Annotated in this window: 22 protein-coding genes and 2 pseudogenes; 12 read left to right on the top strand and 12 right to left on the bottom strand. The window is 70.2% G+C overall.

The window, feature by feature from the left end; all coding sequences use genetic code 11:
• Nucleotides 1-6 precede the first annotated feature (6 nt).
• The gene (locus tag ACW4TU_RS39815; RefSeq protein WP_457421515.1) at nucleotides 7-435 is read left to right on the top strand and encodes a PPOX class F420-dependent oxidoreductase; all 429 of its coding nucleotides are present in this window, start codon (nucleotides 7-9) and stop codon (nucleotides 433-435) included.
• 33 nt (nucleotides 436-468) lie between these two features.
• Here the strand turns inward: ACW4TU_RS39815 and ACW4TU_RS39810 are convergent, their stop codons facing one another.
• The 5 genes from ACW4TU_RS39810 to ACW4TU_RS39790 all read right to left on the bottom strand — a co-directional run bounded on the left by ACW4TU_RS39810 (nucleotide 469) and on the right by ACW4TU_RS39790 (nucleotide 5546).
• Nucleotides 469-1074, bottom strand: a complete 606-nt coding sequence (locus tag ACW4TU_RS39810) for a GTP-binding protein (RefSeq protein WP_457421513.1) — start codon at nucleotides 1072-1074, stop codon at nucleotides 469-471.
• A 234-nt stretch (nucleotides 1075-1308) separates the two neighbouring features.
• Nucleotides 1309-1722: a DUF742 domain-containing protein gene (locus tag ACW4TU_RS39805; protein WP_457421511.1), complete on the bottom strand. Its 414-nt coding sequence runs from the start codon at nucleotides 1720-1722 to the stop codon at nucleotides 1309-1311.
• Nucleotides 1723-1744: 22 nt separating this feature from the next.
• Nucleotides 1745-2182, bottom strand: a complete 438-nt coding sequence (locus ACW4TU_RS39800) for a roadblock/LC7 domain-containing protein (RefSeq protein ID WP_329280272.1) — start codon at nucleotides 2180-2182, stop codon at nucleotides 1745-1747.
• Complete coding sequence (locus tag ACW4TU_RS39795) at nucleotides 2179-4707, bottom strand: sensor histidine kinase (protein ID WP_457421508.1); 2529 nt, start codon at nucleotides 4705-4707, stop codon at nucleotides 2179-2181. Before ACW4TU_RS39795 ends, ACW4TU_RS39800 begins: the two co-directional genes overlap by 4 nt.
• Nucleotides 4708-4769: 62 nt before the next feature.
• On the bottom strand, nucleotides 4770-5546 hold the full coding sequence (locus ACW4TU_RS39790; protein WP_457421506.1) for an MHYT domain-containing protein: 777 nt from the start codon (nucleotides 5544-5546) through the stop codon (nucleotides 4770-4772).
• A gap of 143 nt (nucleotides 5547-5689) precedes the next feature.
• On the opposite strand from ACW4TU_RS39790, the gene ACW4TU_RS39785 reads away from it, so the two are divergent.
• The 3 genes from ACW4TU_RS39785 (at nucleotide 5690) to ACW4TU_RS39775 (ending at nucleotide 7790) form a co-directional block, all read left to right on the top strand.
• Nucleotides 5690-6298, top strand: coding sequence for a class I SAM-dependent methyltransferase (locus tag ACW4TU_RS39785; protein WP_457421504.1), 609 nt, complete (start codon nucleotides 5690-5692; stop codon nucleotides 6296-6298).
• A gap of 132 nt (nucleotides 6299-6430) precedes the next feature.
• The gene (locus ACW4TU_RS39780) at nucleotides 6431-6727 is read left to right on the top strand and encodes a hypothetical protein (RefSeq protein ID WP_457421502.1); all 297 of its coding nucleotides are present in this window, start codon (nucleotides 6431-6433) and stop codon (nucleotides 6725-6727) included.
• 136 nt (nucleotides 6728-6863) lie between these two features.
• A complete protein-coding gene (locus ACW4TU_RS39775) occupies nucleotides 6864-7790 on the top strand; it encodes a hypothetical protein (RefSeq protein WP_457421500.1) in 927 nt (308 codons plus the stop codon).
• Between the two features lie 124 nt (nucleotides 7791-7914).
• Here the strand turns inward: ACW4TU_RS39775 and ACW4TU_RS39770 are convergent, their stop codons facing one another.
• The 4 genes and pseudogenes from ACW4TU_RS39770 to xylA all read right to left on the bottom strand — a co-directional run bounded on the left by ACW4TU_RS39770 (nucleotide 7915) and on the right by xylA (nucleotide 11409).
• Nucleotides 7915-8097 (bottom strand): hypothetical protein, encoded by a 183-nt coding sequence (locus ACW4TU_RS39770; RefSeq protein WP_164316518.1) that lies wholly within the window; start codon nucleotides 8095-8097, stop codon nucleotides 7915-7917.
• Between the two features lie 105 nt (nucleotides 8098-8202).
• Nucleotides 8203-8658: pseudogene (locus ACW4TU_RS39765) on the bottom strand (acyl-CoA desaturase); the annotation flags it as partial.
• A 472-nt stretch (nucleotides 8659-9130) separates the two neighbouring features.
• On the bottom strand, nucleotides 9131-10051 hold the full coding sequence (locus tag ACW4TU_RS39760; protein ID WP_457421498.1) for a hypothetical protein: 921 nt from the start codon (nucleotides 10049-10051) through the stop codon (nucleotides 9131-9133).
• A 191-nt stretch (nucleotides 10052-10242) separates the two neighbouring features.
• Entirely contained in the window at nucleotides 10243-11409 is a 1167-nt protein-coding gene (xylA, locus tag ACW4TU_RS39755; protein WP_457421496.1) for a xylose isomerase, read from the bottom strand.
• A 203-nt stretch (nucleotides 11410-11612) separates the two neighbouring features.
• Between xylA and xylB the strand changes: the two genes are divergently transcribed.
• The 6 genes from xylB to exaC all read left to right on the top strand — a co-directional run bounded on the left by xylB (nucleotide 11613) and on the right by exaC (nucleotide 19501).
• Entirely contained in the window at nucleotides 11613-13058 is a 1446-nt protein-coding gene (gene xylB, locus ACW4TU_RS39750) for a xylulokinase (protein ID WP_457421494.1), read from the top strand.
• Nucleotides 13059-13194: 136 nt separating this feature from the next.
• Entirely contained in the window at nucleotides 13195-14403 is a 1209-nt protein-coding gene (locus ACW4TU_RS39745; RefSeq protein ID WP_457421492.1) for an ROK family protein, read from the top strand.
• 215 nt (nucleotides 14404-14618) lie between these two features.
• Nucleotides 14619-15632, top strand: coding sequence for an acetamidase/formamidase family protein (locus tag ACW4TU_RS39740; RefSeq protein ID WP_457421490.1), 1014 nt, complete (start codon nucleotides 14619-14621; stop codon nucleotides 15630-15632).
• A 117-nt stretch (nucleotides 15633-15749) separates the two neighbouring features.
• The gene (locus tag ACW4TU_RS39735; protein WP_457421488.1) at nucleotides 15750-16349 is read left to right on the top strand and encodes an N-acetylmuramoyl-L-alanine amidase; all 600 of its coding nucleotides are present in this window, start codon (nucleotides 15750-15752) and stop codon (nucleotides 16347-16349) included.
• 106 nt (nucleotides 16350-16455) lie between these two features.
• Nucleotides 16456-17736: a winged helix-turn-helix domain-containing protein gene (locus tag ACW4TU_RS39730; RefSeq protein ID WP_457421486.1), complete on the top strand. Its 1281-nt coding sequence runs from the start codon at nucleotides 16456-16458 to the stop codon at nucleotides 17734-17736.
• A 241-nt stretch (nucleotides 17737-17977) separates the two neighbouring features.
• Nucleotides 17978-19501, top strand: a complete 1524-nt coding sequence (gene exaC / locus ACW4TU_RS39725) for an acetaldehyde dehydrogenase ExaC (RefSeq protein ID WP_457421484.1) — start codon at nucleotides 17978-17980, stop codon at nucleotides 19499-19501.
• A gap of 162 nt (nucleotides 19502-19663) precedes the next feature.
• On the opposite strand, the gene ACW4TU_RS39720 is transcribed toward exaC, so the two are convergent.
• On the bottom strand, nucleotides 19664-20863 hold the full coding sequence (locus tag ACW4TU_RS39720) for a tyrosine-type recombinase/integrase (RefSeq protein WP_457421482.1): 1200 nt from the start codon (nucleotides 20861-20863) through the stop codon (nucleotides 19664-19666).
• A gap of 99 nt (nucleotides 20864-20962) precedes the next feature.
• Here ACW4TU_RS39720 and ACW4TU_RS39715 point away from each other — a divergent pair.
• Nucleotides 20963-22199: pseudogene (locus tag ACW4TU_RS39715) on the top strand (IS3 family transposase).
• Between the two features lie 21 nt (nucleotides 22200-22220).
• Here ACW4TU_RS39715 and ACW4TU_RS39710 read toward each other — a convergent pair.
• Together ACW4TU_RS39710 and ACW4TU_RS39705 are read right to left on the bottom strand one after the other, a co-directional pair.
• Entirely contained in the window at nucleotides 22221-22418 is a 198-nt protein-coding gene (locus ACW4TU_RS39710) for a VOC family protein (RefSeq protein WP_457421480.1), read from the bottom strand.
• Between the two features lie 135 nt (nucleotides 22419-22553).
• On the bottom strand, nucleotides 22554-23429 hold the full coding sequence (locus tag ACW4TU_RS39705) for an alpha/beta fold hydrolase (RefSeq protein ID WP_457421478.1): 876 nt from the start codon (nucleotides 23427-23429) through the stop codon (nucleotides 22554-22556).
• Between the two features lie 222 nt (nucleotides 23430-23651).
• On the opposite strand from ACW4TU_RS39705, the gene ACW4TU_RS39700 reads away from it, so the two are divergent.
• A complete protein-coding gene (locus ACW4TU_RS39700; RefSeq protein WP_457421476.1) occupies nucleotides 23652-26129 on the top strand; it encodes a catalase in 2478 nt (825 codons plus the stop codon).
• Nucleotides 26130-26284: the final 155 nt, after the last annotated feature.

Below are 26284 nucleotides of genomic sequence, written 5' to 3'. Positions count from 1 at the left end.
GGGTGCATGGCACAGAAGATGACTGACGAGGAATGGCGGGCCTTCGTCTCGCACGGCACCCGCACCGGAAAACTGTCGACCGTCCGCGCCGACGGGAGCCCCCACGTGGCCCCGATCTGGTTTCTGCTCGACGGTGACGACCTAGTGTTCAACACGGGGAAGGACACGGTGAAGGGGCGCAACCTGGCCCGTGACGGCCGGGTCGCCCTGTGCGTCGACGACGACCGGCCGCCGTTCGACTATGTGGTGATTCAGGGCCGGGCGACGCTGTCGGAGGAACTCGACGACGTCCGGCACTGGGCCGCGCGCATCGGCGCGCGCTACATGGGCGAGGAGCGGGCCGAGGAGTTCGGCGCCCGCAACGGCGTTCCGGGGGAACTGCTCGTCCGCGTGCACATCGCGAAGGTGTTGGCGCAGACCGCCGTTGCCCACTGAGGGAGGACGCGGCTGAGCCGCGTCCTCCTCGTTTCAGCTCACGGAGTCGAGCAGCCGGGCGGTGTGCATCCGCCCGGCGTACTCGACCAGCCGGATCAGCACTTCCTTGCCCGAGTCGCGGTTGCGGGCGTCGCAGAGCACCACGGGCGTGCCCTGGTCGAGGTCGAGGGCGCGCGACACGTCCTGGACGCCGTAGGAGCGGGCGCCCGCGAAGCAGTTGACGGCCACCACGAAGGGGATGTGCCGGTGCTCGAAGTAGTCCACGGCGGGGAAGCAGTCCTCCAGTCTGCGGGTGTCGGCGAGGACGACGGCGCCGAGGGCGCCCTGCGACAGTTCGTCCCACAGAAACCAGAAACGGTCCTGGCCCGGCGTGCCGAACAGGTACAGCGAAAGGCCTGAGCGGATGGTGATGCGGCCGAAGTCCATGGCGACGGTCGTCGTGACCTTCTGGTCCACGCCGTCGGTGTCGTCCACCAACTGGCCGGCCTCACTCAGCAGTTCCTCGGTACGCAGCGGCCTGATCTCACTGACCGCGCCCACCATGGTGGTCTTGCCCACGCCGAACCCGCCGGCGACCAGTATCTTCAACGCCAGGGCGGACGTCTCGTCGTCCGTGGCGTCGGAGTGCTCGGAGACCATCGATCACTTCTCTCGGGAGGGCCGGCAACGGTCGAAGTCCATAGGTGCGTGCCACGCCCTCGCGGAGGGTCCGCGCGCGGCGTCGCCGCGTGTGGGCGAGGTCAGCATCATGACAACTGCCGCTCCCCGCCGGGGAATTGGACCGGTATTAGACCGATGTGACCGGCTCGCAGCCGTTCGGTGTCCGGAAGGGCGCACAACTCGGCGTGGTCCGGACGGTTCCGTGTCTGGCATCTACAGCGCCCTCAGTCCTTCGATCACCTCACGCAGAATGCGTTCGTCGGGCAGCTGCGCGGGCGGCACCGGACGGCTGACGGTGACGCAGCCCAGCTCCAGCAGGTCGCCGAGCAACACCCTCACCACACCTACGGGGAGGTCGGCGTCAGCGGCGAGTTCGGCGACGGACTGTGTCTCCGTACGGCACAGGTCGATGAGCGCCCGATGCTCGGGCCCGAGCGCGGTGTCGTCGTTCATGCCGGGCGCGCCCGTGTCGAGCGTGACGAGTGCGATCAGGTCGAAGCGCACCCCCGTGGGGCCGGGTCTGGTGCGTCCGCCCGTCATCGCGTACGGGCGGACGAGGGGCCCGGCCTCGTTGTCGTACCACTGGCTGCCCGGCTCCTGCAGGGTGCCTGTCGTGTCCTCGGTCATCCGCGCGGGCCGCCCTCTCGCCTCATCCGGCGGCGGGCGGGCGGCCCGCTGCCCGCGGCGCCGTGTGGAGGTGCTCGCCCACGCGTTTCACCAGCCGTGCCATCTCGTACGCCACGAGGCCCATGTCGGCGGTCGCCGCGGTGAGCACCGCGAGGCAGGAGCCGTCGCCCGCGGCGGCGACGAACAGGAAGCCGTCATCCATCTCGACCATGGTCTGCCGCACGCCGCCGGCGCCGAAGTGCCGTCCCGCGCCCTTGGCCAGGCTGTGGAAGCCGGAGGCGACCGCGGCGAGGTGCTCCGCGTCCTCGCGTTTGAGATCGGTGGAGGCGCCCACCGCGAGTCCGTCGTTGGACAGCACCACCGCGTGCCGTACCTCGCTGACGCGCAATACCAGGTCGTCCAGCAGCCAGTCGAGTTCGCCGGACCGCCGATCCGCCCTCGTGCTCGGGTCCTTGATCATGCGCGGTCTCCTTCGCTGCTGTCTCTGCCGGTTTCGGGGCCTCGGGTGGCTCCGCGGCGGGGTGAACTGCCGCCGCCGCGCACCCAGCCGTCGCGGTAGGCCACCATGCGGTCCCGTACGGCCTCGGGGGTGCGCTTCTCCTCACTCCGGGAACCCTGCGTGCGGGTCGGCTCCTCGGGGCGCTGTTCGCGCAGTTGCGGGGCGAGGTGCGCCTGCCGGACGCGGCGTGGGAGGTCGTCGGACTCCTCCGCGTCGCCGGGTTCCTCGGGCGTCCGGTGCAGTCGCAGGGCGGTCACTCCTGGTGGTGGGGTTTCGGGGGCGGTCTCCGCCGGGGCCTGTGCGGTCGCCACCAGTGCGGGGCGGTCCGAGGACGCCCGGACCGGTTCCTGGTGCGGGGCGGCGGCAGCGGGCACGCGCGCGTACTCTCGTTCGACGGCCGGCTCCCGGTCCACAGCTGCGCGGGGGGCGCGTTCCGCCGCGCCACCGTGCAGCAGGGCCGTGGGCAGCAGGACGACCGCGGTGGTGCCGCCATAGGGCGAGGTCCGCAGGTGCACCTTGATGCTGTGTCGCGCGGCGAGTCTGCTGACCACGAAGAGGCCGAGCCGGTCGCTGTCGAACAGGTCGAGTGTCTCGGACTGTTCGATGCGGCGGTTCGCCTCGGCAAGGGTCTCCTTGCCCATCCCGAGTCCCCGGTCCTCGACCTCCACGGCATAGCCGTTGCCGACCGGTTCGCCGGTGATGCGCACCCTGGTGTGCGGGGGTGAGAACTGGGCGGCGTTCTCGACGAGTTCGGCCAGGAGGTGCGTGAGGTCGGCGACCGCGGCGCCGGTGACGGACGCCTCGGGGAACTGACGTACCTCCACGCGCGCGTAGTCCTCGACTTCGGAGACGGCGGCGCGGACCACGTTCGTCAGGGAGACCGGCAGCCGCCAGGCCCGTCCGGGTGCCGCTCCGGAGAGGATGATCAGGCTCTCCGCGTGGCGCCGCATACGGGTGGTGAGGTGGTCGAGCCGGAACAGGTCGCTGAGCTCGTTCGGGTCGTCTGACCTGCGCTCCATGCTGTCGAGGAGGCTCAGTTGACGGTGTACGAGTACCTGGCTGCGGCGCGCGAGGTTGACGAAGACCCCGGAGATGCCGCTGGCCAGTTCCGCGCGTTCCACGGCGGCGCGCAGGGCCGCGCGGTGCACGGTGCCGAGGGCCTCCGCGACCTGTTCGGTCTCGTCCTCGGCGGGCGGTCCGGGGGGCGCCTCGGCCCGGATGTCGATCTCCTCTCCGGCGCGCAGCCTCAGCATGGCCTGCGGGAGTTTGTGCCGGGCGATCTCCAGGGCGGTGTTGCGCAGACTCACCAGCTCGACGACGAGGCCGCGTCCGATGCGTACGGAGATCACCAGGGACGCGACGACGGAGGCCAGGCCGAACAGCACCGCGGCGCCGGCCGGGGTGAGCAGGCCCCGGGTTAAGGGGTCCGCCCGGTCCGCGACGTCGTGGCCCGCGTCCGCCTCGATGGCACGCATGCCACCCTGCACGCGTGCGTGTGCCTTGGTCCAGGTGGCGTCGGGCGCGGCAGCGATCGCCCTGGCGCCCGGGCGGGCGCCGAGCACCTTGTCCTCGACGACGGCCAGTGTGGCGTACGCGGTGCCTGCCGCGACGCTCTGCCAGGTGGCTCGTTCGGGGCCGCGCAGGTCCGAGGCGGTGGCTTCGAGGAGGGTACGGCGGGTGTCGACGGCTCCCGTGAACAGCCGCAGCCGCGGTCCATCGAGGCGCCCCGCGAGCCGCGCCCCGGCGAGAACGGCGTCCTCCTGGGCCAACGCCTCTCCCGCGCGGGAGAATTCGAGCAGTACGCGCGCGTCGGAGCCGAGTTCGGCGTCCTGGATGCCGGTGAGCGCGCCGCCCACGGCGAAGGCCGCCGAGATGCTCCTGGTGTACTGCGCGTATGTCTCGGCCCAGCCGGTACGGCGGTCGAGCACCGAGGCCCGCAGTGTGCGCAGTTGTTCGACGCCGGCGACGAAGGTCTCCAGGCGCTCCGCGACTCCGGCGGGCAGTTCCTCGCCGTCGGCGACGGTGTTGCGGGCTCCGAGGCGCAGCTTCGCCACGGTCCGGTCGGTGCGCTCGCCGAGCGCCCTGAGGTCGCCGCCGGGGACGGCCGCCGGATCGGTGGCGTGGCGTACGGCGGCCGTGCGTTCGGCCTGGAGTGCGGCGACGGCGGCGGCGACCGGCGCACGCACCTGGGAGTCGACGCGCTGCAACTGCCGCAGCCGGGCGACGTCCTGGGCTGTGGTGACGGTGGCGTACGCCCACAGCGCGAGCAGGGACACAACCGGCACCATCAAGAGACAAACGATCTTCGCGCGGACGGATCCTGGCCGCACGCGCCAGCGTCCCGGACGCGTGGGCACCTCGTCGGGCAGGGCTCCGAAGGATTCCTCGGAGTCTTCGTCGGCCGGCGGACCGGCGTGCGCGCGGCGTCCGCGCGGCGGGGGCGCCGTCCCGGCGCCGGGTATCGGGGTCCTACGGGGTGTGCGCATGGCCTCCTCGCTCGTAGTGGTTCGGGGCGCGCTTGCGGGCGTCGTCGACCCGGTGCGCGCGCCTACCGGGCAGCGGCGCTGTCGACCGGTCGCTGGGCGGACGCGGATGCCTCGCGTTCCCCGGCCGTCGGCGACAACGCGACGAACGCCGAGGTCAGGAAGAGGTAGGACCCGAGGCCGACGGCGAGGGGGAAGATGAACTGCATCGCCGTGGCCCCGGGCAGCGTCTCGCCGGAGGGCGTGACGTCCACGTGCACCGCGAACATCCCGGTGTAGTGCATGCTGCTGACGGCCGCCCCCATGACGAGCGAGGCGACGGTCACCGCGATCGGTGACTTGATGTTCAGCGCCGCCCACAAAGCCGCGGTGGCCGCTACGACGGCGATCACCACGGAGAGCGCGACGAGCGCCGGGTCGTACTTCACGTCTCCGTGCAGCCGTACCGCGGCCATGCCGAGGTAGTGCATGCTCGCCACGCCCAGCCCGGTGGTGAGTCCACCGACGAAGAGCGCGCGGGCGCGGTCGTGTCCGTAGCCGACGGCGAAGACCCCGGTGGAGACGACGGCCATGGCGACGAGGAGGCTGAGGATGGTCAGCGGCACGTCGTAGCGGATGTCGGTGCCGCGGACGCTGAAGCCGAGCATGGCCACGAAGTGCATGGTCCAGATGCCGGTGCCGAGCGCGGAGGCCGCGGTGACGAGCCAGTTGCGGCGCGAGCGGCCGGTCGCGCCGAGCGCACGGACGGTGCAGCGCAGCCCGAGGGCGGCGCCTATGCAGGCCATCACGTATGACAGTACGGGGGTCAGCCAGCCGAAGGCGGCGTGGTCCAGGTGTCCCATGACCACGGGACGCTAGTGGGGGCACGGGAGCACAAAGGGGGCGCATTTCGAAAGGTATTGAAATATGGCAGGGAATTGCGCCTGAACGATCGCATCCCGCTCGAACGTGTGCGCCGTAGGGTACTTCTCGTCCGTGCGGGATCATGCGGAACATGAGCGACGACCACACACACGTCCAGGAGTTCTTCGCCGCCCGCGCGGCCGACTGGGACAGCAGGTTCCCGGACGACGGGCCCGCCTACGCCGCCGCGGTCGCCGAGTTGCGGCTGCGAGCGGGAGCCCGCGTGCTGGACGCGGGCTGTGGCACCGGGCGAGCTCTGGCGCCGCTGCGTGACGCCGTGGGACCCTCGGGAGTGGTCCTGGGAGTGGATCTGACCCCGGCGATGCTGGAGGCCGCGGTACGCGCCGGACGAGGCCTCGACGGGCAGCTGCTGCTCGCCGACGCGGCCGCTCTTCCGCTGCGTTCGGGGTCCCTCGACGCCGTGTTCGCGGCGGGCCTGATCGCGCATCTGCCGCAGCCCGGCGAGAATCTGCGGGAACTCGCGCGCGTGGTACGCCCCGGCGGCATCCTGGCGCTGTTCCACCCGATCGGCAGGGCCGCCCTGGCCGCCCGGCAGGGCCGACGGATCACCCCTGAGGACCTGCGCGCGGAGGCCAGTCTCGGCCCGCTGCTGGCCGGTTCCGGGTGGCACATGACCTCGTACATGGACGAGGACGCACGGTTTCTGGCGCTGGCCGTGCGACCCGCCTGACCCGGGCGGTCGTCGGCGACCGAGGCCCCTCACCGCACCTGCCCTCTTCTGCCGCCGGAACTCCGTCTCTACGTTGGACAGCAGCAGATGAACGATCAACCGGTACAACCACACAGGGGGAAGGTGGTCCGCATGTTCGGCGGTATCCAGAAATCGTTCACCAGTTTTCTCCGTTCCTGGCGCTCGGAAGCGGGCGCGGGACGGGAGAAGCGCACGCACAATCTCTTCGAGGCCGCTGCTGTGTATGTGTCGGCGTGTGCGGAGGACGACCAGGATCAGATGGACGAGGCCGTGACCTGGGTGTCGCCGGAGGCGCTGTCGTTCGGGGTGAACGAGCTGGCGTGCCGTGCCGTCATCGCCCTGGCCAGAGAGCGCGAGGCGTCGCCGCGGACGGTCGCCAGAGAACTCCTCGGCCTGCCGATGACCTGACCTAAGCGGGTACATCCGGTCGATTTCCCCCTGGCCGGCGGGAAAACAGCAGCTCCGGGTGGGGTGGGAGTCGTGACAGCGGCCTTCCGATCGGATTAGGGTGCGCGCCGATGGACGAACAGATGGGGAGACTGGGATGGCAGAGACGGACGAGGACGCCGTCGCCACCGCGGACGACGCGCTCTTTGTGCTCACGGCGGCGCTGCTGACGCCCGCGCAGTTCCCGAGCGTGCTGGGCGACGACTATCCGGAGGCGTGTGCGGCGCTCGGCCTCGCGCCTCTCGCCGACGGGTACGGGCTGGTGCTCGGCCAGGACGGCGACGGCGCGCGGTGGACGGTGGCCATCGACGACGTCTCCCTGGTCGCGGTCGCGATCGCGTCGTGGGACTGCGGCATGGAGTACGACCTGTCGCCCGAGGAGCACACGGTCGTCGCGGCCCTGCCCGGCTGGCCTCTCGCGGTCGCCGTCGCAGCTCCCGACGTGCCCGCGCCGCACGACCCGGGCCCCGAACTCACGGACCGGCCACCACTCGCTCCGCCGGACACCACCTCGTGGGGCCCGGCACAACGGCGTCTGGGCGCCGACGAGATCGCACGCCAGTGGGCGATCTGGCGGGAACAGCTCAGCGACGACGACTTCACCCCTCCGGGCGACAGATCAGCGGCGCCCGAGAACGAGCCGGCCGGGGCCGAACCGGACACGGACCGGGCTGCGGACACCACAGACCCGGCCGAGGACGCCACGACCCCGACCGATGACACCCTGGGCCGGGCCGAGGGGACCGTGAACCGGCCCCGTGGCGGCATCCGGCGCGTCCTCGCGGAGGCACGCGCGTACGTGGAGACCCCTCCACCCCTCGGCCGTGTCCGCTCCTCCTTCGCTCCGGGGGACGCGAGGACACTGCGCGCCGACGGTCCCGGCTGGTCGCTGGTGGCCAGGACCGACGACATCGCCTTCGTCCTGCTCGACGAGGAGCCCGGCGAGGTGATGCCGGTGGGCCGGGGCCCGGAGCTGCCCGGCCTCCTCGAAGCGCTCGACAAGATGGCCGTACGCCCCAGCTGAGCCCACCGACCGATGCCGTCCGGATCCGTGTGGTTCCGGACGGCGTTCGGCCCGTCGACGCACTCCGTGGGCCACACGGGGTGTCAGCGGGAGTGAGGCACGCGCGCCATCGAATGGCGCCGACTCAGCGGCCGATCTCCTTACGTGTGACGCGGCGCAACCTGCGCCGCTGCGCGGGGTCCAGCGCGAGATAGGCGGCCGCCGGGACTCCCAGCACTATCAGTAGCGCGGCCCACCAGGGCAACCAGATCCACAGGATGATCCCGGCTGCCACGCCCCCTGCGGCGATCTTCGCGTTCCTCGACATGACTGTCGCCTCCTCCGCGGCCAGTGCCGCTCTCTGCCATGAAAACGGGTCCGCGCCTCCCACAGTTCCGGACCGCGACCCTGAGACGTCCCTGAGACTCGACCCCTACTCGCCCCTGAGGGGCTCTCCTGCCTCGTACATGTGCAGCAGGGCCTGCCGGTACGAATCGACGAGCCCCGTCTCCGTATAGGGGATACCCACCTCCCGGCAGTAGGCGCGCACCATCGGTTGGGCGAGCCGCAGCTGCGGGCTGGGCATGCTCGGGAAAAGGTGATGCTCGACCTGGTAGTTGAGGCCGCCGAGGAACCAGTCGGTCAGGGCGCTGCCGCGGACGTTGCGCGAGGTGAGCACCTGGCCGCGCAGATGTCCCCAGCGCTCACCCTCGGGGTCGGGCATCTCCATGCCCTTGTGGTTGAGGGCGAAGGCCATGCCCAGATGAAGGCCGGCCAAGGCCTGGTGGAGGGAGGCGGAGGCGGGTGCCCGGCCCGGCGAAAGGGAGTCCAGCGGCAGCGGCGCGTACGCGGCGACTTGAGTCATCAGGAGCAGGTCTTCCGCCCGTTCGTAGTACGACCGGCCGTAGGCAGCCCTTCGGAGGCCTTAGGCCATTTGTGCCTGGCGGTCCGGTGGCTCGGCAGCGTTGCCGGTCCTGGCGGAGGAGTGGGCGGTCGAGGGCGAAGTGCTCGCACGCGCGCGTGCCGCGCTCGACTCGGCCTGGGACGAGGACGAGCGGCCGGTGCTGCGGGCGGCGCACAACCGGTGGACGGTGATCTGCGCGGGCAGCCAGCTGCGACTGGCCGGCCACCGCTGGTGGCCGCACCGGAAGCAGAGCGGCCCTCGGGCGCCCGCCGGACGGGCGGCTCCGGACCCGGGGACCGTGCCGGCGTCGATGAAGCAGCCAGCCGTGGAGGACTCTCAGGTCCCCGATGGGGACGAGGGCGACGGGTCGGAGCCCCGGTGTCCCGCGGGTTCCGGCCGGGGCGCAGGACAGGTCGATGGGGCGGCACGCACGCGTGGACCACGGTCCGCCGGGACGTCAGATCAGTGGTGTGGTGAGTTTCCGGGTGTCGGAGCCGAGGTCGGCGGCCAGACTGCACGCGACGTTGTCGATGCCCAACCGATAGCCCGCGGTGTCCGGATACTGCACCAGGCTGCCCTTCACGCTACCCGCTGGCTGTTCGGCCGCCTCGCGTTCCAGGACCGGCCGGCACAGGGCGGCGGCGGCGTTCTTCAGCGCATCGTCCGTCGCGTAACCGCCTGCGAGTTCGGCCACCTTCACGACCTCGGCGTCATGCGGATCCTCGCATGCGCGCTTCGCGGCCTGTCCGGGATGGGCGGCATCGGTGTTGAAGCAGTCGCCGGTTCGCAGCAGGTAGTACGGCACTTCGTCGTCGGCAAGCGGGATGAGCGACTCCAGGTCGCTCGGGAACTCGCTCGGCACGTCGGTGGGGAACTCGGTCGGAAGCTCGGTGGGGAGTCCGGACGGCAACGTGGGCAGCTTCGTGGGAAGTCCGGTGGGCAGTTCGGTCGGGATACTGAACGACGGCTCGGGGGTTCGGCTCGGGCTTCGGCTGCTCCCGGGCGGGCTCTTGTCCGGAGTGTCGTCACTTCCGGAGAACATGAGCACCACCGCGACGATGGCTCCGACCACGACGATCGCTGCGAGCAGGATGAACAGAGTGCTCGGACGCCTGCCGGGGCCTCGGGGACCGCCCGGGCCGTCGGGCGGTTCGGGCGGCAGCGGCGGCGGCAGCCAGCCCCCGCCGCCCTGTACAGGCGGTACGTCGCCTCCCGGAGGAGGTCCGTACCCGCCTTTGCCGTTGCCGTCATAGGGAGGGCCGTAGCCTCCCCCGGCGGGCGGGCCGAAGCCACCGGGAGGTGGGCCGAAGCCACCGCCCGGAGGCGGACTGCTCCCCGGCGGCCCGGGCGGCTGGGGCGGTACGGGCGGCATGGCCATACCGTCAAGACTCGCCGCGAACCGGTCAGCACGCCACCCCCACGCGGAAGTTGATACCGGCTCATGCCATGGGCCGCATGATTCCGGAGCAATCCGCGGAAGGACCGCTCACAGGGGATCAACCGGAGCACAGTTGTATGCGTCAGTGACCAGGGACGCCCATCGGTGGACAGGCGTCCCCGGCGCGCGACTCAGCCTCGGGCGCCCAGCAGATGGTCCATGGCCAGCTGGTCGAGCTGCTCGAAGGCCATCCCGCGCGCGGCCGTCGCCTCCACGTCGAACTCCTCGAAGGCCGAGCGGTCCGCGAGCAGGCCCGCCAGACCGTCCGCCGCCGTCTGCTGTGCCAGCTCGTCCAGACGCGAGGCGCGCAGCGCCGCCTGGACCTCCGGGTCGGCGCGGAAGGCGGCCGTACGCTCCTTGAGGATGAGGTAGTTGCGCATGCATCCGGCCGCCGAAGCCCACACGCCGTCGAGGTCCTCGGTCCTCGGCGGCTTGAAGTCGAAGTGCTTCGGACCCGCGTAACCGGCGGTCTCCAGAAGGTCGACCAGCCAGAAGGCGGCACGCAGGTCACCGGCGCCGAAGCGCAGGTCCTGGTCGTACTTGATGCCGGACTGGCCGTTGAGGTCGATGTGGAAGAGCTTGCCCGCCCACAGCGCCTGGGCGATGCCGTGCGGGAAGTTCAGCCCGGCCATCTGCTCGTGCCCGACCTCGGGGTTGACGCCGTACATCTCCGGGCGCTCCAGGCGCTCGATGAAGGCCAGGGCGTGGCCGACCGTCGGCAGCAGGATGTCGCCGCGCGGCTCGTTCGGCTTGGGCTCGATCGCGAACTTCAGGTCGTAGCCCTGGGAGATCACGTACTCGCCGAGGAGGTCGAAGGCCTCCTTCATCCGGTCGAGTGCGACCCGTACGTCCTTGGCGGCGCCGGACTCGGCGCCTTCCCGGCCGCCCCAGGCGACGTACGTCTCCGCGCCGAGTTCGACCGCGAGGTCGATGTTGCGGATCGTCTTGCGCAGTGCGTAGCGGCGCACTTCGCGGTCGTTGGCGGTGAACGCGCCGTCCTTGAAGACGGGGTGCGTGAAGAGGTTGGTGGTGGCCATCGGCACCTTCATGCCGGTCGCGTCGAGGGCCTGGCGGAAGCGCTTGATGTGCGACTCACGCTCGGTGTCCGAGGACCCGAAGGGGATCAGGTCGTCGTCGTGAAAGGTCACTCCGTGGGCACCGAGCTCGGACAGACGCTGGACCGTCTCGACCGGGTCGAGCGCACGGCGGGTGGCATCGCCGAACGGGTCTCGTCCCTGCCAGCCGACGGTCCACAGGCCGAAGGTGAACCTGTCCTCGGGGGTGGGCTGGTAGTTCATGCCGCGGCTCCTTGCTTGCTCCGACTATTTCGTCATGGCAGTTTACAAATTAGTATGCGGAAGCATCTCTGGGAAGAGACAACGTGTCCCTGAAACGTTTCCCTGAGCAGAGACTGAAGGTGGGGACGGGTCACCGCGACCCGGACAAGCACCGGAAAACACCAGGCCAGATCCCGCGGAGCCGCGGAAGAGGGAGAAACGCGATGTCAGCAGCCGAGGGTCCGCTCGTTGTCGGCGTGGACACGTCGACCCAGTCCACCAAGGCGCTGGTCGTCGACGCGGCCACCGGCCAGGTCGTGGCGAGCGGCCAGGCAGCGCACACCGTCACCACCGGGGCGGGGCGCGAGAGCGACCCACGGCAGTGGTGGAACGCCCTGTGCGAGGCACTGAGCCAATGCGGTGACGCGGCTCGCGAGGCCGCCGCCGTGTCGATCGGCGGCCAGCAGCACGGGCTCGTCACCCTGGATGCCCGGGGCGAGCCGGTCCGTCCGGCGCTGCTGTGGAACGACGTGCGCTCGGCGCCCCAGGCCCGCCGACTGGTCGAGGAACTCGGCGGTGCGAAGAGCTGGGCGGAGCGCACCGGAAGCGTGCCGGGAGCCTCCTTCACGGTCACGAAGTGGGCCTGGCTGGCGGAGCACGAGCCGGAGGCGGTTCGCGCCGTCAAGGCCGTACGGCTCCCCCACGACTACCTCACCGAGCGCCTCACGGGCCAGGGCACCACCGACCGCGGCGATGCCTCCGGCACGGGCTGGTGGGCGTCCGGGACGGAGGCGTACGACGCGGAGGTGCTCGCGCACGTGGGGCTCGACCCCGCGCTGCTGCCCCGGGTGGTCCGGCCGGGTGAGGTCGCCGGTACCGTCCGTGACGGCCACGACCTGCCCTTCTCCAAGGGCACCCTGGTCGCCGCGGGCACCGGGGACAACGCCGCCGCCGCGCTGGGCCTCGGGCTGCGCCCCGGCACTCCGGTACTGAGCCTCGGCACGTCGGGCACGGTGTACGCGGTTTCGACGCACCGGCCCACCGACCCGACCGGCACCGTCGCGGGCTTCGCCGACGCACGGGGCGACTGGCTGCCGCTGGCCTGCACCCTCAACTGCACGCTCGCCGTCGACCGCGTCGCGGCCCTGCTCGGCCTGGACCGCGAGGCCGTCGAACCCGGTACGGCCGTCACCCTCCTGCCCTACCTGGACGGCGAGCGCACCCCGAACCTGCCGGACGCCTCGGGGCTTCTGCACGGGCTGCGTCACGACACGACCGGCGGACAACTGCTCCAGGCCGCGTACGACGGGGCGGTGCACTCGCTGCTCGGCGCCCTCGATCTGGTGCTCGACGCGGAGGCGGACCGCTCGGCGCCGCTGCTGCTGATCGGCGGCGGCGCGCGCGGTACGGCCTGGCAGGAGACCGTACGACGGCTGTCCGGGCGGCCCGTCCAGGTGCCCGAGGCCAAGGAACTGGTCGCGCTCGGCGCCGCGGCACAGGCGGCGGGCCTGCTGACCGGCGAGGATCCGGCCGCGGTGGCCCGCCGCTGGGACACGGCCCGGGGGCCGGTACTGGACGCGGTGGAGCGGGACCAGGCGACGCTGGACCGGATCGCCGGGGTACTCTCCGACGCATCGCCGCTGCTCGAGCGGGGGACGGATGCCGTCTGACGGTCCCAGGCACGAACACGGATCGACGGAGCCGAACCGACATCCGCTGAAGGACGCCGACCGCCCCTGACGCCGACGTACGTACGCCCGTCCGCGAACGTCGGCTCACGGACACCGACCGAGGACTGACGGAGGCATGACCGCACCGCTGCACGAGGCCCGTCCGCCCGGCGCCGGCGCCCGGCTGCCCGACACGCAGCAGGGCATGCGCCGCCGCAACCTCGCGCGCGTGATGCACACCGTCAGCGCGGAGGGGCCGCTGTCCCGTGCCGGGGTCTCCTCACGCATCGGGCTGACCCGGGCGGCGGTGTCGACGCTCGTGGACGAGCTGATCCGCTCGGGGCTGCTCGAAGAGCTGGGCCCCGAGCGGCCCGGCCGGGTCGGGCGGCCCGGGTCGGCGCTCGCCGTGAGCGGGCGTGGTCCGGCCGGGATCGGCGCGGAGGTCGGTGTCGACCATCTCGCGGTCTGCGCGGTCGATCTGCGGGGCGCGGTGCGGGCGCGCGCCGTGCGACACGGCGCCAACCGCGGGCGCTCCCCCGAACCGGTGATCGAGGAACTGACCGGGTTGGTGCGGGAGGTGATCGCCGAGGTGGAGCGCGAAGGCCTGTGGCCGGCCGGTCTCGCGGTCGCCGTGCCGGGGCTCGTGGCCCGTGACGGGCGCACGGTCGTCCGCGCCCCCAACCTCGACTGGCACGACACGGATCTCGGCGCGCTCCTGCCCCCCGGGTTCCCACTGACCGTGGACAACGAGGCCAATCTCGGCGCGCTGGCGGAACTCTGGCTCGGAGACGGCACTCCGCCCGACTTCCTGCATGTGTCGGCCGAGATCGGCATCGGCGCGGCGGTGGTCGTGGACGGGCGGCTGCTGCGCGGAACGCGTGGGTTCGCGGGCGAGCTGGGGCATGTGCCGGTCCGCCCGGATGGGCCGGAGTGCGCGTGCGGCGGGCGCGGGTGTCTGGAGCAGTACGCGGGTGAGGAGGCGGTCCTGCGGGCGGCGGGGATCGAGCCGGGCGAGGACCGCGTCGGGCTGCTCGCGGAGCGCGCCGCGCAGGGCGACACAGATGTACGACGGGCTCTGGAGGGAGCCGGCACGGCACTCGGTATCGCACTGACCGGGGCGGTCAATCTGCTGGACCCCGAGACTGTCGTCCTGGGCGGTGCGCTGTCCGGGCTCGCGCCGTGGCTGCTGCCGTCGCTGGAGGCGGAACTGGCCCGGCGTACGGCGGGACCCGCCTGTGCGGTGTCGGTGTCGCGGCTGGGCCCCGAGGGTCCACTGCTGGGCGCCGCACACTCGGTGGTGCGGGCGGTGCTGGACGATCCGGGGGCCGTGGCGGGGCGGGGCTGAGCTGCCCCGACCGCGGCTTCGATCCCCGGCGCAGCACGGCACCGTCACCCGTTGGAGTGGCCGAGTTATCCACAATCACTCGGTCATCCACCGAAATTCATGGGCTCTTCCTGCCCGACCGCGAAGCCCCGTAGCGTGATCCACGTGAGGCGCCCGTCACGTTGCCGGTTGGTGCGCCCCTCCGCCGACCTTCCGCAGAACGGAGCTGTGCAGCGATGACCGACCCCAGGATCTTGACCGTGCGCCCCGAACCGGGCGAGTACGCCTGGACGTTCGGCGGCGCGCCGCCCGTCGCGCGGATCGCGCCGGGCACTGTCCTTGACCTGTACACGGAGGACTGCTTCGCCGGACGGGTGCGTTCCGAGAAGGATCTGATGTCCGAGGTGTGCGAGTTCCCGTTCCTGAACCCGCAGACGGGTCCCTTCCATGTGGAGGGCGCGGAACCGGGTGACACGGTCGCGGTGCACTTCGTGTCCATCGAACCGGCCCGGGACTGGGCGGCGTCGACAACGGTCCCGTTGTTCGGGGCGCTCACGTCCACGCACACCACGGCCACGCTGCAGCCGGCGCTGCCGGAGACGGTCTGGATCTGGCAGCTCGACCGGACGCGGCGCACGGCGCTGTTCCGCGCGCGGGAAGGCGACATCGAGATCGAGCTGCCCATGGATCCGATGCACGGCACGGTGGGCGTGGCGCCCGCCAACCTGGAGGTGCGGTCCGCGCTGGTGCCCGACGCGCACGGCGGGAACATGGATACGCCGGAGATGCGCGCCGGTGTCACCTGCTATCTCGGGGTGAACGTCGAGGGCGCGCTGCTCAGCCTCGGCGACGGTCACGCCCGCCAGGGCGAGGGCGAGACCTGCGGGGTCGCCGTCGAGTGTGCGATGAACACCGTGGTGATCGTCGAGTTGCTCAAGGGAGTTGCCACCCCCTGGCCGCGTATCGAGTCCGACACGCACATCATCTCGACGGGCTCGGCACGGCCGTTGGAGGACGCGTTCCGGATATCCCAGCTCGACCTGGTGCGATGGCTGGTGCGGGACTACGGGTTCAGTGAGCTGGACGCGTACCAGTTCGCGACGCAGGCCGTCGAGTCGCCACTGGCCAACGTCTGCGACACCAACTACACCTGCGTGGCGAAGATCCGCAAGGAGTGGCTGCCCGCCCGCGAGACCCATCGCGGGCTGCACGCACAGCTGCGCGAGACGGCGACGGCACTTCAGCGCTGAGCCGAGCACTTCTCAGGCATCCGCATCCTCCGGGCACGCCGACGCGTCTCATCAGCAGTACTTGCCATTCCCCCGCAGTCCCCGGTCTCCCGCCCTCTATCGAAAGGCATTTCACGTATGGAGCGGACCAGGTCGTTCCCCAGCAGACGGCGCGTGTTGAAGAGCTCAGCGCTCGCCGCCGGCACCTACGCCCTGCTCCCCGCTCCCCGGGTCGGGGCCCCGACCCGGTCCCTGGACTACCCGCTCGCCACGTGGGAGCCGGCGACCGCCGCCAACTACACGCGGTCCGGTCGCCCGGTGACCGAGGTCCCCGGCCTCGTCGTCATTCATGTCACCCAGGCCTCCTACGCCAACACTCTCGCCGTCTTCCAGCACCCGCGGAAGAAGGTGTCCGCGCACTACGTCGTGCGGTCCGGCGACGGACACGTGGCGCAGTGCGTACGGGAGCGCGACATCGCCTGGCACGCCGGCGACTGGAACCACAACCTGCGCAGCATCGGCATCGAACACGAAGGGTGGGTGGACCGCCCCGGCTATTTCACGGACGCCCTGTACGAGAAGTCGGCGGAGCTCACCGCGACGATCTGCACGCGCTACGGCATAGCGAAGGACCGTACGCACATCATCGGGCACTACGAAGTGCCTGGCACAGATCACACCGATCCGGGGCCCGACTGGGACTGGGCGCGTTACATACGCCTCGTCAACGCCGCCTGAGCGAAGCGGCGGTACCGTCGGTCGGTCTCCTGGCGTCGAAACGGTTGTCCCTGTCCATCCCCCGAGTGACGATGTCACCAGCCGCATCGCCTTCCGGGAGGCCCAGTTGACCGATCCATGGGTGGCCCTGGAACAGGGAGCCGACCCCGTCGAACGGGGACGGGTGCTACGTCGCGCGCACGAGACGTTCACCGAGGCGGGGACGGTGACAATGCCGGTGCGTTCCGTGGTGGCGGACTCCTGGAGACGTTCCGCCCGGGCGGGGGTGGGGCCGGACGGCACGGCGAGCGTGGAGCTGGTCGACGGCGACCTCGGCGCCTACCGTGCGGAGCATCCGCTGGCCCGGGTGATGCCCCTGTTCCGTGAGCTCATGGGCACCTTCGCCGCCGACGGCGAGCATCTGCTGGCGGTGTGCGACGCACAGGGCAGGCTGATGTGGGTCGAGGGGCATCCGGGCACCAGGCGGCTGGCGGGGCGGATCAACTTCGTACCGGGGGCGCGCTGGGCGGAGTCGGCGGTCGGTACGAACGCGCCGGGTACGGCGGTCGCCGTGGACCGGCCGGTGCAGGTGTTCGCGGCCGAGCACTTCATCCGGCAGGTGCAGCCGTGGACGTGCGCGGCGGCTCCGGTGCACGATCCGCGCACGGGACGGGTGTTGGGCGCCGTGGACATCACCGGCCGGGACGGGCTGGCGCATCCGCACAGCCTCGGGTTCGTGCAGGCGGTGGCGCGGGCCGCCGAGTCCCAGCTGGCGCTGCTCGTGCCGGCCGGCCCCGCCAGGGACACGGTCGAGCTGACCGCGCTGGGCCGTGACGAGGCTCATCTGCTCGTCGCGGGGCGCGCGTTGCGGCTCAGTCGTCGGCACAGCGAACTCCTCGTCCTGCTCGCCCGCCATCCGGAAGGGCTGACCGGGGACGAGTTGCTGTGCGCGCTGTACGAGGACGAGTCGGTCACACCGGTGACGCTGCGCGCCGAACTGGCCCGGCTGCGCCGTGTCCTGGCGCCGGGGTTGCTGGCGTCGCGCCCGTACCGGCTGACGGTGCCGGTCGAGTCGGACATCGACGTCGTGGAACGCTCGATGGAGACGGGTGCGGTCACGACGGCGGCGCGGGCGTACAGCGGTCCACTGCTGCCCGGTTCACGGGCACCGGCGGTGGCTCGGCTGCGGCGCAGGCTCGCCGACGGCCTGCGCACCGCGCTGGTCGCCCGCCGGGACCCGGATCTGCTGGCCGACTGGGCGCACGCGCCGTGGGGCGAGGACGACCTCGACGTATGGCGTGCGCTCGCGGCAGTGCGACCGACGGCGGCCGTACGGGCACGCCTGAACGAGCTGGAGGCGGAACAGGCGGCGCCGCGGGGTTGGGCACATCAGGCGGCCCGGCGCTGACGGAACGCCGGCAACGAAGGCCCGGGCGGCAGGTCCTGTGGCTCACGCGGGTGTCCGGCACCTGTCGATCCACGCCGCGGCGCCCTCGTAGGCATCACGTGCCGTGGCTGACCCCGCACGCATCCCATCCGGCCCCACCCCCAGGCGACCCGTACGCAACCTGTCTGCAACCTCGCCGCTTCTAGCCTCGCGGCGAGAGCGGCCCAACGGCGGGCGGCTCTGCTGAAGGAGGCAGGCCAGCATGACCCGTTACGCGGCGCCCGGTACCGACGGCGCGATCGTCTCCTACCAGGCGCGCTACGACCACTTCATCGGCGGCGAGTACGTGCCGCCGACCCGGGGGCAGTACTTCGAGAACCCGAGTCCGGTGAACGGGCAGCCGTTCACGGAGATCGCGCGGGGCACCGCCGAGGATGTGGAGCTCGCGCTCGACGCGGCGCACGCGGCGGCACCGGCCTGGGGCCGTACGTCGGTGACCCAACGGTCCGACATCCTGCTGAAGATCGCCGACCGGATGGAGGCGAACCTCGAAGCGCTGGCGGTCGCCGAGACCTGGGAGAACGGCAAGCCGGTACGGGAGACGCTCGCCGCCGACATCCCGCTCGCCATCGACCACTTCCGCTACTTCGCGGGCGCGATCCGTGCGCAGGAGGGGTCGCTCGGCGAGCTCGACGACGACACGGTGGCGTACCACTTCCATGAGCCGCTCGGTGTGGTCGCGCAGATCATTCCGTGGAACTTCCCCATCCTGATGGCGGTCTGGAAGCTGGCGCCGGCGCTCGCGGCGGGCAACGCGGTCGTGATCAAGCCCGCCGAGCAGACACCGGCATCCCTCCACTACTGGATGAGCCTGGTCTCGGACCTGCTGCCGGCGGGTGTGGTGAACATCGTCAACGGCTTCGGGGTGGAGGCGGGCAAGCCCCTCGCGTCCAGTGCGCGGGTGGCGAAGGTGGCGTTCACGGGTGAGACCACGACGGGGCGGCTGATCATGCAGTACGCCTCGGAGAACATCAAGCCGGTCACACTGGAGCTGGGCGGCAAGTCGCCGAACATCTTCTTCGACGACGTGTGGGCGGCGGACGACGACTTCCGCGACAAGGCGCTCGAAGGCTTCACCATGTTCGCGCTCAACCAGGGCGAGGTGTGCACCTGCCCGTCCCGCGCACTGGTCCAGCGCGGCAACTACGCCGAATTCCTCCAGGCCGCGGTCGCCCGCACCGAGCTCATCAAACCGGGACACCCGCTCGACACGGACACGATGATCGGCGCGCAGGCCTCCAACGACCAGTTGGAGAAGATCCTCTCGTATCTGGACATCGGCCGCCAGGAGGGTGCCAGGATCCTCACGGGTGGCGAACGCATCGAGTACGACGGAGAGTTGAAGGGCGGGTACTACGTCCAGCCGACGATCTTCGAGGGCGACAACCGGATGCGGATCTTCCAGGAGGAGATCTTCGGGCCCGTGGTGTCCGTGACCTCGTTCGACGACTTCGACGACGCGATCAAGACCGCCAACGACACGCTGTACGGTCTCGGAGCGGGTGTGTGGACCCGGGACATGAACACCGCGTACCGTGCGGGCCGCGCGATCCAGGCGGGCCGGGTGTGGACGAACTGCTATCACGCCTATCCGGCGCACGCGGCGTTCGGCGGCTACAAGCAGTCCGGGATCGGGCGTGAGAACCACAAGATGATGCTGGAGCACTACCAGCAGACGAAGAATCTGCTGGTGAGCTACTCGCCGAAGAAGCTGGGCTTCTTCTAGGCACACGAAAAAAGGCGCCTGACCTGGACTTTCACCCGTCAGGCGCCTCTCGCTCAGCCCGCTCTCGACCGAGCCCGGCTTGCGTGCTAACTCCCAATTCCTCCCACAGCCCTACCCCTCCTGACCAGTACTTCCGGACCAGTCACGGACCAAAGCCCCGGTTCAGCCCTCTGGTGCGTCGCCTTGGCTGACGCGCTGCCACTCGTTCATGGACTTCTCGATGAGTCGGTTCGCCTGCTCTCGAAGGCCGTCGAGGAACTTGGCGTTGTGGCGGAAGAGAACCTCGATGCTCTGGCCGGCGCGGCGGGCGCATTCCGCCGGGTCCACTCCGGAGTAGAGCCAGAACGAGATCCCGGCGTGCCGGAGAGCGTAAGGTCGCTTGGCCAGGCGAGAAGTGCGCTCAGTACGAGTCAGGGCGTACTCCCGGGCCCGCGCCCACGTGATGCCGTATGCGGCAGCGTCCACGTAGTTGCCAGCCTGGTTCCGGAAGAGTCGGCCGTCGGGTGCCATGTCGTACCGTTTCACATGGGCACGCAGCATGCGTACGAATTGCGGCGGGATGGGAACAGGCCGCGTCGCGCCTGCCGCGCGACGCTTGAGCGACTGCACCTCGTGCACCTCACCGTCGTCGGTCCACTCCTTTCCAGACGTGACAACTCCGCCCGAGAGGTTGAGCATCCCCCATCCAGTCTTCGGCAAGTGGCACTGATCGATCCGAAGATGGATGACCTCAGCTGGCCGCATAGCCGCGAAGTACATGCAGCCGAAGAACGCTTCAAGATGAGGACCCCGCCCCCGCTGGCGAGCAACGGCCTCAAGCAGTCGAAGCACCTGGGCCGGATTGGGAACGGCGGCCGGATCCACCTCCTCATTGACTGCTGGCGCTTTCCACCTGAGCCCGTTGAGGGGGTTTTCCGCGAAGTACCCTTTCTCCACCGCAGTGTTGAGAGCTTCGTTGAACGCAGCCCTCTTGCGTCGGGCTGTCTTGGCCGCAGCCGCCTTGCCGTCCAGTTTGCGGCACATCGCATCGCGGGCCCGCCTCAGAACGTGGGCTTCCGCGAGAGCGCTGACCGGCAGAGAGTTCCGCTTCATCCAGTCCAGCGCGTGGAGCCACTCCTCGCTGGGCTCGCGCTGCCAGGCTTTCTTGTTGAATGCCCACGAGTACAGGGCACGCCGTAGTATCCGCGGATCGGAAATCGTTGCGCCGGGGCGTACCAGGGCGGGCGTGATTGTAGCGAAGGCATCAGCCAGGGTACGACGGGTGTTGCCCGGCGTGCGCTCCCATCTTTCCTCGATGTATTCGTGCGCCAGGTCATACCACGTAGTCCGCTGCTTGATGGCCCGCAACTCGGATGCCGGCAAGCCGGTGTGCTCATCAAACGGCTCACCGGGGCCTCCCCCTGAGTGGTGGTCACGCTGATACTGGATCTGCTTGATCCGGAGGAAGCGAGAAGACGGCCGATGGCGATGAAGGACTATTCGGACGAGTTCAAGGCCGATGCCGTGGCCCTGTACGAGTCCACACCCGGGGCGATCTACAAGAGCATCGCCGCTGACCTGGGCGTCAACGGGCCACTCTGCGGGAGTGGGTGCTGCGGGACCGCGAACGCCGTGGCGTCACCGCCGCGGCTGCGAAGCCGGGCTCCACGCCCCCAGCGGCGGTGCCGTCCGCTGATCCGGACGAGCGGGTGCGGCAGTTGGAGGCCCGGGTTGCCGAGCTCGAGGCAAGTGAGCGCAAGCTCGCCACCGAGCGGGACATCCTCCGCAAGGCGGCCAAGTATTTCGCCGGAGAGACGAACTGGTGATCAGCCGCTTCCAGTTCGTTGACGACCACCGGGACACCTACGAGGTGAAGCGGCTCTGCCAGGTCCTGGACGTGAACCGGTCCAGCTACTACAAGTGGCTCGCCGGCGCCGATGCCAGGGCCACCCGGCAGCACAAGGACCGGGTCCTGGCCGAGGAGATCCGTGAGGTCCACGGCGAGTCCGGCGGCGCCTACGGCTCCCCACGCGTGACCGCCGAGCTCCGCGCGAAAGGGCGGCGGGTCAACGAAAAGCGGGTCGCCCGGATCATGCGGACGTTCTTCATCACCGGTATCCGCCTGCGCAGACGCGTGCGCACCACCGTCGCGGACCCGGCCACCTCACCGGTCCCGGACCTGTTCCAGCGGGACTTCACCGCCACCGAACCCGGCCTGAAATACATGGGCGACATCACGTATCTTCCGCTCTCAGGCGGGGAGTTCCTCTATCTCGCGACGGTGCTGGACTGCTTCAGCCGCAAGGTCGTCGGCTGGTCCATCGCCGGCCACATGCGCACCAGCCTGGTCGCCGACGCGCTGCGGATGGCGGCCTCGACCCGTGGCAGCCTGGACGGCGCCGTGTTCCACTCCGACCACGGAGCGCAATACGGATCCCGCGCCTTCGCTGATCTTTGCGCCCAGTTCGGGGTGATCCGGTCGATGGGCGCGGTCGGCACCAGCGCGGACAACGCGGCCTGCGAGAGTTTCCACGCGTCCCTGAAGCGCGAGACCCTCCAGGGCGCCCGCGACTACGGTGACGCCGGCACCTGCAGAAAGACGGTATTTGCCTGGCTGACCCGCTACAACACCCGCCGCCGGCACTCCGCCAACGGCCACCTCAGCCCCAACGAATACGAACACCGACACCGCACCGCTAAACTCACGCTCGCCGCGTGATCAATAACCGCGTGCCCACCTTCACGGGGGAAGGCCCAAGAGCGGCTCTGTCTGGAATGACAACCCGACACTGCCGTCGGGCGGTGCGATCTCAACCCAACCCGGTTCTTCCTTCTGTATCGGCCACCCGAGCAGGTCCTGGTAGAACAGCGCCAGCTCGTGGGCGTTTGGTGCATCAAGAGTGGTCGCGGCCAACGTGAAAAGCGGTTGGACCTTCATGCAGTGCTGCTGCCCGGTTTCGCTTTTGAAAGGCCGGACGTCACTCCTTCGACCGCTTACCGGCACCTCGCGATGCCGCCGTCTGCGACGCCTCGCTCCGCCCCGTAGGTCTTCGACCCGCACTGAGCGCGAACTTCACCCTTCTGTGTCTCCCCAGAATTTGCGCAGGGCGGTGACGAGCGCCGCGGGTGCCTCTTCGGCGATGTGGTGTCCGGATTCGATCGGGGCGCCGTCCAGGTGGTCGCCGGCCCAGTCACGCCAGACGCTCAGCACGTCGCCGTAGAGACCGACCATGTCGTCACGGGTGGCCCACAGCACCTGCAGAGGACAGCCGATGCGCCGGCCGGCCTGCCGGTCGGTGTCGTCGTGCTCCCGGTCGACACCGAGGCCGGCACGGTAGTCCTCACACATTGCGTGCACGGTGGCCGGATCATGGATGGCGCGCCGGTAGTCCTCGTACGCTTCGGCGCCCATGTGCTCAGAGGTCGCCTTGTACCAGGCGTCGGGGTCGGCGTTAATAATACGTTCGGCGGGCTTGTCGGTCTGTCCGAGGAAGAACCAGTGCCACCAGCTGGCCGCGAAGGTCGCGTCGCATTGCCGCAGCGCCTCCCCGATGGGAACGGCGTCCAGCACGCTGACGGCGGACACAGCTTCCGGGTGGTCCAAGGCAAGACGCGTAGCCACGTACGCACCCCGGTCGTGTCCGACGACGGCGAACCGCTCATGCCCGAGGCGGCGCATGACCTCCAGGCAGTCACCGGCCATGGCGCGCTTGGAGTACGGGCTGTGATCCGGGTCGCTCGGGGGCTTTTCGGACTCACCGTAGCCACGCAGGTCGGGGCAGACCACCGTGTAACCGGCAGTGGCCAGCAACGGGGCGACGCGGTGCCATGTCGCGTGCGTGCGCGGGTGCCCGTGCAGAAGCAGCACCGCAGGACCACTGCCGCCGTAACGCACCCGCAGCTGAGCCCCATCCCCTTCGCAACGAGCCAGCTCGAAGCCGTCGAACATGGTGGAACCTCCTGTCCTCACGACATCACGGCTCGCCTGCCCCGGCGCGCTCCGTACACACGGTCGTCGTCGGGTCGACCGCATGCGCAGGCCTCAGATGAATGAGGCGCACCATCGGTGGGACGGCCTCCACCACCGAGGGGATCAGCAGCATCGCGTCGGCATGGACGTACTGACCATGTCGATCACGATGACGGCGCTCTTCCCACGGCTCATGCGTTCATGATCCCGCTGTTCCGTTTCGTTCGCGGTTTCCGCCTGCTGCTCACGGTGATGTTCCAGCGGGTGAACCTCCGGCGCGGGCGGGTGTGCGGCTGGGTTGGGATCACCGAAAGGGGTACCCAGCTCCTGCGGATCACGCGGCTCGCCCTCTGGACGGAGAAAACCGTCCCGCCCTCCCTCAACGATCGGACCCCTGTGAGCGCCAAGAAGAAGAACCCCGTGACGGCAGTCACCGACAAGGTCGCCGACAAGGTACGAGAGGTCGTCGACCCCCACAACAAGATCCCGGGCGCACCCAGCCCGGTGCCGCCGACGGTCGATGAACCGACCGAGCCGACAGGTCCACTGCCGCCCAAGCCCGACCAGCGCGGCCCGGACACGTACAGCCCCACCGGACAGGCGACCGGCGTCGCGCAGGACGAGGTCGCGCAGGGCGGCGAGTTCCTGACCACGGCGCAGGGTTCGCGGCTGAACGACACCGACCATTCGCTGAAGGCGGGTCCGCGCGGGCCGGTGCTGCTCCAGGACCATCACCTGCGCGAGAAGATCACCCACTTCGACCATGAGCGCATCCCGGAGAGGGTGGTGCACGCGCGCGGCGCCGCCGCCCACGGTGTCTTCCAGGGTTACGGCACCGCGGAGAAGATCACCAAGGCCGCGTTCCTCGGCAAGGACGTCGAAACCCCGGTGTTCGTGCGCTTCTCCACGGTGCTGGGCTCACGCGGCTCCGCCGACACCGTGCGGGACACCCGTGGATTCGCGACGAAGTTCTACACCACTGAGGGCATCTACGACCTGGTCGGCAACAACATCCCGGTGTTCTTCATCCAGGACGCGATCAAGTTCCCTGACGTCATCCACGCGGGCAAGCCGCACCCGGACCGCGAGATCCCCCAGGCCCAGAGCGCCCACGACACCTTCTGGGACTTCGTCACCCTGCACACCGAGGCCACCCACCACACCCTGTGGAACATGTCCGACCGCGGCATTCCCCGCTCGTACCGGATGATGGAGGGCTTCGGCGTCCACACCTTCCGGTTCGTGAACGCCAAGGGTGCGACCACGCTGGTGAAGTTCCACTGGAAGCCGAAACTCGGCGTGCACTCCCTGGTCTGGGAGGAAGCCCAGATCGCCGCCGGTGTGGATCCCGACTTCCACCGCCGGGACCTGGCCGACGCGATCGAGTCCGGCGTCCACCCCCAGTGGGAACTCGGCGTCCAGACCTTCCCCGACACCGAAGACCAGATGTTCGAGGGCATCGACCTGCTGGACCCGACCAAGATCGTCCCCGAGGAGGTGGCACCAGTCCAGCCGATCGGCCTGCTCACCCTCAACGCCAACCCCTCGAACTACTTCGCCGAGACCGAACAGGTCGCCTTCCACCTCGGCAACCTCGTCCCCGGCATCGACGTCACCAACGACCCCCTGCTCCAGGGCCGCCTGTTCTCCTACCTCGACACCCAGCTCACCCGACTCGGCGGCCCCAACTTCAACCAACTGCCCATCAACCGGACCCACGCGCCCGTCAACGACATGCTCCGCGACGGCATGCACCAGACAGCCGTCCACCGCGGGGTGGCGCCCTACCACCCCAACTCCCTCGACGGCGGGTGTCCGTTCCTCGCCGGCGCGGACACGGGTGCCTACATCGAGGTTCCCGAGCAGGTGCCCGCGTCCCGCAAGGTCCGCGAAGCTGCGGCCTCCTTCGACGACCACTACAGCCAACCCCGGCTGTTCTGGCTGAGCATGACGCCGACCGAACGTGAACACATCGTCGCGGCCTACACGTTCGAACTGAGCAAGTGCTGGGAAACGGCGATCAAGGAACGGGCCCTGAAGGTACTCGCCAACATCGACACCGAGCTGTGCGCACAGGTCGCCACCGGACTCGGCCTCCCCGCACCCGCGCCGACCGTGACGCTGACCGACCCGGCCCCCAGCCCGGCGCTCTCCCAGCTCGGCGGCACCTGGCCGCTGGACGGACGGATCGTCGGCATCGTCACCGCCGGGGACCAGGAACTGTCCGGCGTACGGTCGGTCCGGGAAGCCGCTCTGGCCGCCGGCCTGGTGCCGCTGGTGATCGCCTCGACCGGCGGCGTGCTCGACGGTGACGGCGAGCCCGTGACCGTACAGCGGACCTTCGCCACCGCCCGCTCCACCGAGTTCGACGCCGTCCTCGTGGCCGGCGCGCCCGCACCGGGTGCCGATGCCTACGGGGCCCGCGACGCCAAGGTGGACGACGACATCGCCGTGACGGCGGGCATCGATCCGCGTGTGCTGCTTCTGCTCACCGAGGCTTACCGCCACGGAAAGGCGGTCGGGGCGTGGGCCGATGGAACCGAAGCACTGGAGGTCGCCGGTATCGCTCCTGACGCCCCGGGCGTGGTGGTCGCCGAAACCGCCGACGCGGGACTGCAACAACTCGTCGGCCTGCTGGCCCGCCACCGTGCCTGGGACCGCTTCACCCCTGCGCTCTGACCTCCGCCTGCGGCTCCCACCTCTCCCAGGGGGAGCCGCAGGACGTCCGCGCCTCCGCCAACCTGATCGGCCGCGATCCGGACGCCACCCCCGATACGTCCGGAATCTATTGTTCCGCCCTTTATGAATCAGTTGGGCCCCAGGGGTACTCGTCA

The organism is Streptomyces kryoterrae (genome assembly GCF_054072135.1).
This window is presented reverse-complemented; position numbering and strand designations above follow the sequence as displayed.

Excerpts from the sequence above, each read along its gene's own strand:
- ACW4TU_RS39790 (WP_457421506.1), bottom strand. The coding sequence starts at position 5,546 with ATGGGACACCTGGACCACGCCGCCTTCGGCTGGCTGACCCCCGTACTG.
- ACW4TU_RS39805 (WP_457421511.1), bottom strand. The coding sequence starts at position 1,722 with ATGACCGAGGACACGACAGGCACCCTGCAGGAGCCGGGCAGCCAGTGG.
- ACW4TU_RS39740 (WP_457421490.1), top strand. The coding sequence starts at position 14,619 with ATGACCGACCCCAGGATCTTGACCGTGCGCCCCGAACCGGGCGAGTAC.
- ACW4TU_RS39735 (WP_457421488.1), top strand. The coding sequence starts at position 15,750 with ATGGAGCGGACCAGGTCGTTCCCCAGCAGACGGCGCGTGTTGAAGAGC.
- ACW4TU_RS39795 (WP_457421508.1), bottom strand. The coding sequence starts at position 4,707 with ATGCGCACACCCCGTAGGACCCCGATACCCGGCGCCGGGACGGCGCCC.
- ACW4TU_RS39710 (WP_457421480.1), bottom strand. The coding sequence starts at position 22,418 with ATGAAGGTCCAACCGCTTTTCACGTTGGCCGCGACCACTCTTGATGCA.
- ACW4TU_RS39745 (WP_457421492.1), top strand. The coding sequence starts at position 13,195 with ATGACCGCACCGCTGCACGAGGCCCGTCCGCCCGGCGCCGGCGCCCGG.
- ACW4TU_RS39810 (WP_457421513.1), bottom strand. The coding sequence starts at position 1,074 with ATGGTCTCCGAGCACTCCGACGCCACGGACGACGAGACGTCCGCCCTG.
- ACW4TU_RS39815 (WP_457421515.1), top strand. The coding sequence starts at position 7 with ATGGCACAGAAGATGACTGACGAGGAATGGCGGGCCTTCGTCTCGCAC.
- ACW4TU_RS39775 (WP_457421500.1), top strand. The coding sequence starts at position 6,864 with ATGGCAGAGACGGACGAGGACGCCGTCGCCACCGCGGACGACGCGCTC.
- ACW4TU_RS39800 (WP_329280272.1), bottom strand. The coding sequence starts at position 2,182 with ATGATCAAGGACCCGAGCACGAGGGCGGATCGGCGGTCCGGCGAACTC.
- ACW4TU_RS39760 (WP_457421498.1), bottom strand. The coding sequence starts at position 10,051 with ATGGCCATGCCGCCCGTACCGCCCCAGCCGCCCGGGCCGCCGGGGAGC.
- ACW4TU_RS39770 (WP_164316518.1), bottom strand. The coding sequence starts at position 8,097 with ATGTCGAGGAACGCGAAGATCGCCGCAGGGGGCGTGGCAGCCGGGATC.
- exaC (WP_457421484.1), top strand. The coding sequence starts at position 17,978 with ATGACCCGTTACGCGGCGCCCGGTACCGACGGCGCGATCGTCTCCTAC.
- xylB (WP_457421494.1), top strand. The coding sequence starts at position 11,613 with ATGTCAGCAGCCGAGGGTCCGCTCGTTGTCGGCGTGGACACGTCGACC.
- ACW4TU_RS39785 (WP_457421504.1), top strand. The coding sequence starts at position 5,690 with ATGCGGAACATGAGCGACGACCACACACACGTCCAGGAGTTCTTCGCC.
- xylA (WP_457421496.1), bottom strand. The coding sequence starts at position 11,409 with ATGAACTACCAGCCCACCCCCGAGGACAGGTTCACCTTCGGCCTGTGG.
- ACW4TU_RS39780 (WP_457421502.1), top strand. The coding sequence starts at position 6,431 with ATGTTCGGCGGTATCCAGAAATCGTTCACCAGTTTTCTCCGTTCCTGG.
- ACW4TU_RS39705 (WP_457421478.1), bottom strand. The coding sequence starts at position 23,429 with ATGTTCGACGGCTTCGAGCTGGCTCGTTGCGAAGGGGATGGGGCTCAG.
- ACW4TU_RS39700 (WP_457421476.1), top strand. The coding sequence starts at position 23,652 with ATGATCCCGCTGTTCCGTTTCGTTCGCGGTTTCCGCCTGCTGCTCACG.